At 74.7% G+C, this 363-nt stretch carries 1 protein-coding gene; it reads right to left on the bottom strand.

The window, feature by feature from the left end:
* On the bottom strand, nucleotides 1-363 hold a 363-nt coding region (locus N864_RS23135; protein WP_034723223.1), incomplete at both ends, for an FHA domain-containing protein.

A 363-nucleotide genomic window follows, 5' to 3' on the forward strand; every position in this document is an offset into this window, starting at 1 on the left:
CGTCGTCCGGCGCGGAAGGTCGCCGAGGTCCGGCCGAGGGTGATCCGGTCGCCGTCCTCGAGGCGCTGGGAGGTGATCCGGTCGCCGTTGACGAAGGTGCCGTTGGTCGAGTTGAGGTCGCGGATCGAGGTGACCAGGTGGGGGCCGTCGTTCGTGACGCGGATCTCGCTGTGCCGACGCGACACGCCCGCGTCGTCGACGACGATGTCCGCGCCCTCGTCGCGCCCGATGATGGTCAGGCTGCCGAGCAGCGGGTAGCGGTCGCCGGCGATGTCGAGCCACGGACGGGCCGCGGGGTTGGTCCGCGGCGGCCGCGGCGGGGCCGGATGGTCGACGGCGGTCGCCTGGGCGGCGGGGACCGGG

The sequence above is a fragment of the Intrasporangium chromatireducens Q5-1 genome, from assembly GCF_000576575.1.
Classification (GTDB): Bacteria; Actinomycetota; Actinomycetes; order Actinomycetales; family Dermatophilaceae; genus Intrasporangium_A; species Intrasporangium_A chromatireducens.